General features: G+C 63.7%; 5 protein-coding genes and 1 pseudogene. 1 reads left to right on the forward strand and 5 read right to left on the reverse strand.

Annotated elements, in window-relative coordinates; translation table 11 throughout:
* Window positions 1-105 (forward strand): annotated as a pseudogene (locus Q0K07_RS12285) (IS5/IS1182 family transposase); the annotation flags it as partial.
* A 109-nt stretch (window positions 106-214) separates the two neighbouring features.
* On the opposite strand, the gene Q0K07_RS12290 reads toward Q0K07_RS12285, so the two are convergent.
* From Q0K07_RS12290 to Q0K07_RS12310, 5 genes are all read right to left on the reverse strand, one after another.
* A complete protein-coding gene (locus Q0K07_RS12290) occupies window positions 215-3,526 on the reverse strand; it encodes an autotransporter domain-containing protein (protein WP_294559600.1) in 3,312 nt (1,103 codons plus the stop codon).
* 463 nt (window positions 3,527-3,989) lie between these two features.
* Entirely contained in the window at window positions 3,990-5,300 is a 1,311-nt protein-coding gene (locus Q0K07_RS12295) for a radical SAM protein (RefSeq protein WP_294559602.1), read from the reverse strand.
* Between the two features lie 30 nt (window positions 5,301-5,330).
* The gene (locus tag Q0K07_RS12300) at window positions 5,331-5,540 is read right to left on the reverse strand and encodes a serine acetyltransferase (protein ID WP_294559604.1); all 210 of its coding nucleotides are present in this window, start codon (window positions 5,538-5,540) and stop codon (window positions 5,331-5,333) included.
* A 150-nt stretch (window positions 5,541-5,690) separates the two neighbouring features.
* Complete coding sequence (locus tag Q0K07_RS12305) at window positions 5,691-6,653, reverse strand: AEC family transporter (RefSeq protein ID WP_294559606.1); 963 nt, start codon at window positions 6,651-6,653, stop codon at window positions 5,691-5,693.
* A gap of 142 nt (window positions 6,654-6,795) precedes the next feature.
* On the reverse strand, window positions 6,796-8,040 hold the full coding sequence (locus Q0K07_RS12310) for an MFS transporter (RefSeq protein WP_294559608.1): 1,245 nt from the start codon (window positions 8,038-8,040) through the stop codon (window positions 6,796-6,798).
* Window positions 8,041-8,518: the final 478 nt, after the last annotated feature.

The following is an 8,518-nucleotide window of genomic DNA, read 5'->3' on the forward strand; positions in this document are numbered from 1 at the left end:
GGCCGACTCAAGGATTGGCGCAGAATAGCCATGCGTTATGACCGTTGTGCCCACACGTTCTTTTCGGCCATTTGTCTCGCTGCCATTGTCATCTTTTATATTTAATGAGTCCTGAACCTAGGCATGCGTTCCCGGGGAATGGTCCGTTGACGCAAAAAGCCGTGCTCCGCATGACGCGGGGCACGGCTTTCCTGTTCTGCCTGCGGGAAGGGGGTCAGAACCTCCAGCCCAGGGAGAAGCCTGCGTGCAGGCTCGAAGCTGCGGTGCGGAAGGCCTCGCCGCCTGCGGAAAGGTTCATGAAAAAGGCCTGATCCGGGCTTGTGAGCCTGAGGCTTGCCTGCAGAAAAAGGGCGTCGCGGCCGGGCAGGGTGGTGGAGGAGGAAAAGCCGAAGCCGTCGTAACCGGCAAAGTGCGCATGGGTGTGGAAGGTATCGTCTGCCAGCTCGTGCCGCCAGGCGGCCGTGAGGTTCAGGCCCATGCCCGCGCCGTTTTCTCCTTTTCCGCTCCACGCCAGGTGCGCGCCGAGGGAAAGGGGCAGGGAATCGTAGTATTCGCCGTCCATGTGCAGAGAGGCCGCTCCGCCGCCGTGTTCGGTGATGCCTTCGCGGCGCAGAAGGGAGTATTCCAGCCAGGCCAGAGGCCCGGCCGTGAAGGAACCGGCGGAAGTTTCCCACGTCACATCCCGGCCTGCGCCGAGCATGAAGCCCGCCCCGAGGCCCGTCCAGTCGCTTTCCGCATGGCGCGCATAGCCGTTGAAGGCCAGGTTTCGTTCCATGTCGGCGCTTTCCAGGCCGAGCCTTGCCTGCGCGCTGAGGTGGAAGCCGTTCCAGGCTTCGGGCGCAAGGCGGGCCTGCCCGCCGAGAAAGACGGAATGGCTGTCGCTCCTGGCTCTGTCGCCATCAAGGCGCGTGCGCCCCGTGTCCGCCGCAAGGTGCGCCCCTGCCGTGATGCCGGAAGCAAAGCCGCGTTCCATGGCGGCGAGAAAGCCCGCGCTTCTGCTTTCCCAGCCGGAGAAGCCGCCGTGCGCATCCTGCCGGGAACCTTCCCCGTAGGGGACAAGGCGCATGCTCCATCCCTCCGTGGAAGGGGCCTGCATGAGCTGGAAGAGAAGGGCGTTCAGGCTGCTCATCCGGTTCAGGGCGGCGCGGGCCGAGGCGTCGAAGGCTTCCGGGGAAAGGAGGTTCAGGCCGCGCGCAACGGTGGTTCCGTCCGGTTCCGACCAGTCCAGCGCCGCAAGAAGCGCCTGCATGTCGCCTTCGGCCGCGCCGGAAATACCGTAGAGCGCACGGCCGAGGGAAGCGGCCCCCGCGTTGCCTGCAAAGCGGCTGTAGGCGTCTTGTTCGCGGGTGGGAATAATGGTGGGGCCCGGCTCGAAGCTCAGGGTGAAATCCAGCGTGGGGGAAAGGTCGGGGCCGAGGGTGACGTCGGTAAAGCCGCCGCTCACATATTCCGCCTGCACCGGAGCCTGCGGCGTGACGGGAGCGTTCTGCGCATAAAAGCCGGGCATGGGCCGCAGAGCCCAGGTGCCGCCCAGCACGGCGGAAGAGGCCCTCACGCCGTTCACCTCGCCCGTGGGGAGAAAGCCGGTTTCCAGCACCGCGCCTTCTTCGTTCACAAAGGCATCCGCCACGTCCGCGCCGAAGCCCTCTTCATCCGCGCCGTACAGGGCAAGGCGGCCCGCGTTGCGCAGAGAGTACACGTTCACGGTATCCGTCACGGCAAGGCGGCCTGCCTCAAGGCTCATGTCGAGGCTCTTTTTCCCGTCGATGCCGCCGTAAAGCGTCATGGCAAAGTCGGGGTCGGCCTCCCCCGCCGTGCCGTCCGCATTGGCGGAGCGGCCGAAGGTGAGGGCGGTGTGCAGCTCGCCGGGGTCGCCCGGGTACTGGATGTCGGGGTTCTGCGGGTCCCATTCCGATACGATGTCTCCGATGACCTGCGCTCCGGAAAGGATATTGATGTTTTCGACGAAGGCGTTTTCGGCAATGAAGATGGAAGCCTCCCTCCCTGCAAGGAGGCCGCTCACGTCGAAGGTGGAGACAAGGGGCCCGTCGATGTTCAGCTCCATGTCGTACGGGTCGATATTATAATAGGGGTCCGAGGGGTCGGAAACAAGGTTCCAGCCCCATTCTTCATACGGGTTGTTCCATATCCACGAACCGCGGTACTCCGTGGCATTGCCGAGCAGATTGTCGCCGAAGTCGAAGCGCGCGGCAATGCCTCCCTCTCCGAGGGCGGTCACGTCGCCCCGGCTTAGGACGGTATGATTCTTGCCGTAGGAAAGGAGAATGCCCGTGCCCCACGCCCCGTCCGCGGCCACGCGCACGCCGGGGGCTATGGTGAGCGTGTTGTCGCTTCCGTCCACACGGATGCCCGTGCCCGCCGTGCCGCAGGCAAGAAGGTCCGCCGCCTGCGTAATGGTGTTGCGCTTGCCGTACACATGCAGGCCCACGCCGAGCGTGGCCGTGTTCGGTACGCCGTAAAGAAAGCCGTTTCCTTCCTCATTCCGCGCAAAGTAGCCGTTTTCGTTGATGATGACGGAATCGTCTCCGTACACGGAAAAGCCGTAGAAGTTTCTGCGGTCGATGCTGTAGCCCAGGTCCTGCAGCACCGCAAGTTCCGCCTCCATGAAGGTGCTGTAGTTGCGGTAGTTCTGGTGACTCATGAGGCTGTGTTCCAGCTCGATGTGGGAAAGGTCGAGATAGTCGTCCTCATAGCCTTCTATGAGCAGGCCCCCGTCGTTGCCCATCACTTCGGCCACGTTTCTGCCGTGGAAGGTCACACCGCTTCTCGTCGCGTCGCCCACGATGAAATCCCTGCCCGGCACGCCGCCTTCGCCTTCATGCACCACGTTCATGCCCGGGGTGAGCCGGGTGCCGTAGGCGTCCTTGAGGTGCGTATCCCACAGGCTGAGCTGTTCGTTTTTTCCGGTCTGCATAAAGGAGAGAACGCCCAGAGCATGGGCTGTTTCATGGTAGAGTACGGAGACGAGGTCGGTCTGAGCCCCGGTCGAAGGCAGGGGAGAAAGGTGCTCCGGTATGCCGAAGTCCAGCCTTCCCACAAGAATGTACGCCGGGTTGTCCATGGCCGTGCCGTGTATGATGCCGCCCTGCACTCCTGTGACGAGCACGGGAAGAGACGAGGCGTTTGCCTCGCTTGCCGCCTCGGCGTTTTCCACATCGTAGGTGCCGATGTGGAAGGGCAGCGGCGTGCTGTTCGCGCTGCCCGGCCCCACTACCTCGGCCCAGAGCGCAACGGCGGAGGTCACGGCGTTTTTCTGCGCGTCGGAGAGCGTCCAGGTGGAAAGAAAGGCGCCGCCCTCATCCTCATCTATCGCTTCGCCTTTGCTGAAGAAGTGCAGTTCGAAAAGGGGCGTGCCGTCCTGTTTCAGCACCGTGACGGTTTCTTCTGCCGCCGCTTCGGAAAGGTACGGAGCCGGCAGGAAAAGGGAGAGGGCAAAGGCTGCCGTCAGGGCGAGGCGCGCCGCCTTTCCGCCTCGGGCGCAACGGGGAAGAAGGGGAATATTCATGGGGATTCCTTGAACGGGGAGGAAGAGAAAGGATGTTTTTTTCCTGCGGAAGGTATCAGATGCGGGACGGGTTGAAAAGTGCTTTTCCGTCGGGCGTTTTCGGGAAGAAGGCGGTCTTTGGCAACGTGCGGGGCGAAGGGGAGGATGCGCCGTGCAGAACGACGCAGGGAGGGGCGGACATGGGCTGCGGGAAAAGCCTGCGGGCCGCGGGGAAGCGTATGCAGGAGGCTGCGGCACCGGGGCTTTACCGCGCACGGGCGCGGAGCGTCCTGCCGTGCATCCTTTTCCCCTGACGGGGGACCGGAAGCTGCGCGGAGAACGCGGGAGCGCCGGGAAATCGGGGAGCACCGGGCCTTTTCAGGATGGTCGGTCCGTTGCGGAGGGGCGCAGGGCTGCGTGCTTCCGCGCGGCCTTTTTGGGGGACAAAAAAGAGCCGGCTCCTGAGGAACCGGCCCGTGCAGGCTTATGCTTCGCCGGAATCTTCTTCCGGGGTAGGTTCGGCCTCGCCGTCGCCCCGGTAGGGGTTGAAGTAGCCGAAGTTCAGGCCGGGGCAGTATTTTCTGAGGCGCTTTCTGAAGTTCACCAGCCCCACGGAAGGCCCGAAGCTGATGCCTTCCATGAGCTTCATGTACAGTTCAGGGTCGATGTTCAGGTTGCGCAGCTGAATGAAGCTCACGCCGCAGCTGTTGATGAGCTCCACAAGGGCCTCTATTTCCTCCTCGCAGTCGGTGATGCCGGGGAAATAGAGCAGGTTCAGGGAAACGAACACTCCGCGGCCCGAGGCTTCCGTGATGGAGCGGCGCACGTCGGCAAAGCTGAAGCTTCTCGGCCGGTAATAGCGGGTGTACACCTCTTCGCGCGCGCTGTTCATGCTCACGCGCAGGGAGGTGAGCCCCGCTTCGGCAAGCTTTGCCACCTCATCGGGCATGGAGGCGTTGGAATTCAGGTTGATGGTGCCGTGCCCGCCTTCGGCGCGGAAGCGCTTCACCACCTCAAGCAGCAGCGGCGCCTCGGTGAGGGGTTCGCCTTCGCAGCCCTGCCCGAAGGAAAAGATGGGATGCGGCTCATTGTGCATGTGGTGGAACATCATTTCCAGGATTTCATCGGCCTTCGGGGTGAAGGTGAGCCGGTCCTGCGGGGTGGCGCAGAGGGTGGAATCCTCGTTCTTGTGGGAAATGCAGCCCACGCAGCGGGCATTGCACACGCGCGAGGTGGGAATGGGCGCTTCATAACGGCCTATGGCCAGGTTCCTGGCCGCAGGGCAGCCGTACTTCAGCACGCAGTTCTGCATGAGGTGCTGAATGAAGCGGTTGTCGGGAAATTTTGCCATGAGGTCGCGCGCGGCCCGGTTGATCTTCTTCTGCGGAATGCCGGTGAAGATCTGGCGCGGGTCTTCGTCCACCTTTTTGGCGCAGACATAGAAGCGGTCGCCTATCATGCCCACGGCGGCATAGGCGAAAAGCGGCAGGGTGGGCGCGTCCTTGTCCGTCACATAGACGGGGTGGCCGGTAAGGGTGTGCGCGGGCGCAATGAAGGCCGCCACGGCAAGTTCCTCCACTTCCAGCGTTTCCCCGGTTTCCGGGTCCAGACCCACGGCATGGCGGCCCGGCAGCAGGAAAAGCTCGCTTTCGGGCGGCAGGGGCATGAGCTCGTCGGGACGCGGCAGCGTCCATTCATTGCCCTTGCGGCAGAGCATGAGCAGGTCGGGGTCGTCGAAAATCCGGCCGTCTTTGTCGGCCAGAAGCATGTGAGGGCGGGGATGGGAAGTGGCCATGGCTGTACTTTGCGCAGTGCGCTGTGGGGGTTACTGTTCGGAACCTTCTCCGAGAAAGCGGTTCCAGAGGCGTATGGCCGCCCCTTCCGAAACGGCCCATTGCGTCAGCGCGCAGCCGCACGGGCATACCACGCGCCACAGCTCGTGGCGGCGGCCCACGGGCAGGCACGATTCCAGCTTCTGCTCATGGCTTCCGCAGGTGGAGCAGGGGAGTATGGGGGGAAGGTAACGATCCGGCATGAAACCTCCTTTTCGCGGGCAGCGGCAGACCGGTGCCGGATAGCGCGTGACGCATGAAAATCAGGCGGAGTGCATGATAGCGCTCTGCGCCGCCTTTAGCAAGCTTTGCGCCCCGGGGAGCGCCGGGGCAGGCTGCGGGCGGGGGCAAGCCTACACAAGCCCGGCCTTCTGGAGCGCAAACATGACAAGGGGCAGGGAGGCCAGGGAAAGGAGCGTGGTGACGATGACGGTCATGGACGCTTCCGTGGGACGGGCGCGGTAGCGTTCCCCGAGGATGTAGACCATGGTGCCGGTGGGCATGGCCGCCGTCACGGTGCCCACGGCCAGCGCCGTACCGGTGCAGCCCAGAAGGGCGAGCACGAGAAAGGTGAACAGCGGCTGAAGAAGGAGCTTGGAGATGCTGATGACGACAAGGTGCCTGCGGCTGCATTCGCCCTTGACTTCGCCTGCGCCGGAAAGCTGTGCCGAGAGCACCATGCCCATGCCGAACAGGGCGCAGGGCGCGGCGGTGGAGCCGAGCATTTCCGCAATGCCGGTCACGGCCCTGGGCACGGGCACGCCGAAGAAGCCGAGCAGCCCGCCCACAAGGGCGGAAACGAGCATGGGGTTGTGGGTCAGTTCCTTGAAAAGGCGCCTGCCGAGGCCCTTTCTTTCCCTGCCTTCGGAGGAGAGCATGTCGAGGGAGGCGTCGGCGATGAGGAACACGCCCGTATAGAGCAGCGCGCCCAGCATGCCCGCGGTGACGGCCTCTTCGTTGTCCGGGAAGACCATGAAGATGAAGGGCAGGCCGAAGAAGGCGGCGTTGGGGAACACGGCGGCCAGGGTGCGTATGGTGACCACGGTGTCGTGCCTTTTCCAGAAGCGGGAAAAGAGCAGATAGGCCGCGGCGTAGCAGAGCAGGGAAGCGGCCAGGGTGCCCCAGGCGAAGGCCTGCGCCCCGCCCATGGGAATGGTGCACATCTGCATGAAGATGAGGGCGGGCAGGCTTACCCAGTACACGAACTGATTGAGGCACAGCGCCATGGTGGGCGCGAGAATGCGGCGGCGTTCGGCGAGAAGGCCGAGGAACATGATGCCGAAAACGGTGAGAAGTGCGGAAAAGATACCGGACATGAAAGGATGCCTTTGAAGGTTTTTCTGGTGAGCTGTGGCCGGGCGGCAGACATGCGCAGGCCGTGCCCGGGCACGTTACGCCTGTACGGGGGCATTTTCAAGGCGGGCCGTATTCCGGGGGAAGGCGGCCCTTTTCTGGCCGTCAGCGGTGCAGGAGCGTCTGCACGAGGCTGTGATGGATGGGCCGCAGGTCGCGCAGAAAGAGCGCGAGGAACAGGGCGATGGCAAGGGCGCAGAAGAGCATGGTGTGCGGCGCGCCGATGAGGTCGGCAAGGGCGCCGAAGAGCAGCCCGCCCACGGGGCCGAGCCCGGCGGTGCACATGATGTAGAGGCTGATGACGCGGCTGCGGCAGTCGTCCGTGGTGGTGGTCTGGCAGAGGGTGTTGATGCTGATGTTGGTGGTGGTGATGGCAAAGCCGAGCACGAAGGCGGCGGCCAGGGACAGCCAGAGGTTTTCCGAGAAGCTGAACACGATGAGGGAGGCCACGGTGAGGGACGTGGTCCGCCCCACCAGCGCGGGAATGCGCCTGAGCACGATGTACACGGAAACCATCACCCCGCCGAGGAACGCGCCCGCGCCCACGGCAGCGAAGAGCCAGCCCAGCGTCTGGGAGCCGCCGCCCAGAATGGCGGTGGAGAACATGGGGAAGAGCACGCTGTAGCACAGGCCGAAGAAGCAGGAGGCGGCCAGCAGCTGGAAGATGCGGCGCAGGAAGAATTCCTCCTGCACATGGCGTATGCCTTCCATGATATCCTTGAGCATGCCCTGTCCGTCCCGTCCTTTCTGGCGTTCGCGCAGGCGCACCTGAAAGATGAGCATATAGATGATGGGAATATAGGCGAGGAAGGAAACGAGAAAGCACACGCCCTCGCCCCAGAGATAGATGACGAGTCCCGCGATGGAGGGCCCCACCAGCTTGCTGATGTTGAAGGCCATGGAATTCAGGGCAATGGCGCTTTTCACGGCCGCCGCATCCGTGACCATGAGCGACACCGAGGACTGACGTGCCGTCATGTCGAAGGCGCCTATGATGCCCAGCCCCAGGCTGAGGGCCACGAGCAGGGGGTAGGAGACCATGTCCGCAAAGGTGACGAAGGTGAGCAGGGCGGCCTCCAGCATGCAGAGCACCTGCGTGGCGGCCAGGGCTTTTCGGAGGTCGTGCCGTTCAAGCCATGCCCCGGCCATGAGCCCGAGCACGAGAATGGGCGCAAGGCTCACGAATTCCACGATGCCCAGCAGAAAGGCGGAGCCGGTGAGGCGGAACACGAGCCAGCTCATGGCAAGGCGCTGCATCCACTGACCCAGCATGGATATGGTCTGCCCGATGATGAAACAGAAAAAGGCCCTGTGTGCGAGCGCGGGAAAGAGCTGGTAGATGCGGCGCATGGAAACCTCGTCGGTATTTTTTGAAAACGCAGGCATTTATGGGGGTAAAAAGAAGCTAACCGATTTTCGCCCGGAGGGGAAGGGAGGGCCGGAAAAGGCGCTGTTCTTACGCAAATGCCTGCCGTGGAAGGCAGAGGGAGCGCCGGAGACGGCAGAAAAGCGCCTTTTTCTGCCGGAAAAGGAGAAAAAAGGCAGTTTCTTAACGGATTTTTTGCATTTTTTTGCGCAGGACGGCGGAAGGAGCAGCCGGAAGCCTCCGGCCGGGGGGGGCTTCGGGCTCCCGCCGGGCAGGCGGAGGGCGCCCGGAGAGGGGTGCCCGGAAAAGGGCAGAAGCGCTCCCGGAAGGGGCGTTGCGGGGGGAAAATCGGGCGGGTGCGCGGCCTTTTTTCTGCGGGAAGGGGCGTTCGAGGGGGAAGCGGGAGAGAAAAGGCCGGCGGAGTCCGCCGGGCGCGGGAGATCGGAAGAGCGGCGCGAAGGG

The sequence above is a fragment of the uncultured Mailhella sp. genome, from assembly GCF_944324615.1.
In the GTDB taxonomy this organism is placed as follows: Bacteria; Desulfobacterota; Desulfovibrionia; order Desulfovibrionales; family Desulfovibrionaceae; genus Mailhella.

Coding starts and splice junctions, on each gene's coding strand:
- Q0K07_RS12290 (WP_294559600.1), bottom strand. CDS start 3,526: ATGAATATTCCCCTTCTTCCCCGTTGCGCCCGAGGCGGAAAGGCGGCG.
- Q0K07_RS12305 (WP_294559606.1), bottom strand. CDS start 6,653: ATGTCCGGTATCTTTTCCGCACTTCTCACCGTTTTCGGCATCATGTTC.
- Q0K07_RS12300 (WP_294559604.1), bottom strand. CDS start 5,540: ATGCCGGATCGTTACCTTCCCCCCATACTCCCCTGCTCCACCTGCGGA.
- Q0K07_RS12310 (WP_294559608.1), bottom strand. CDS start 8,040: ATGCGCCGCATCTACCAGCTCTTTCCCGCGCTCGCACACAGGGCCTTT.
- Q0K07_RS12295 (WP_294559602.1), bottom strand. CDS start 5,300: ATGGCCACTTCCCATCCCCGCCCTCACATGCTTCTGGCCGACAAAGAC.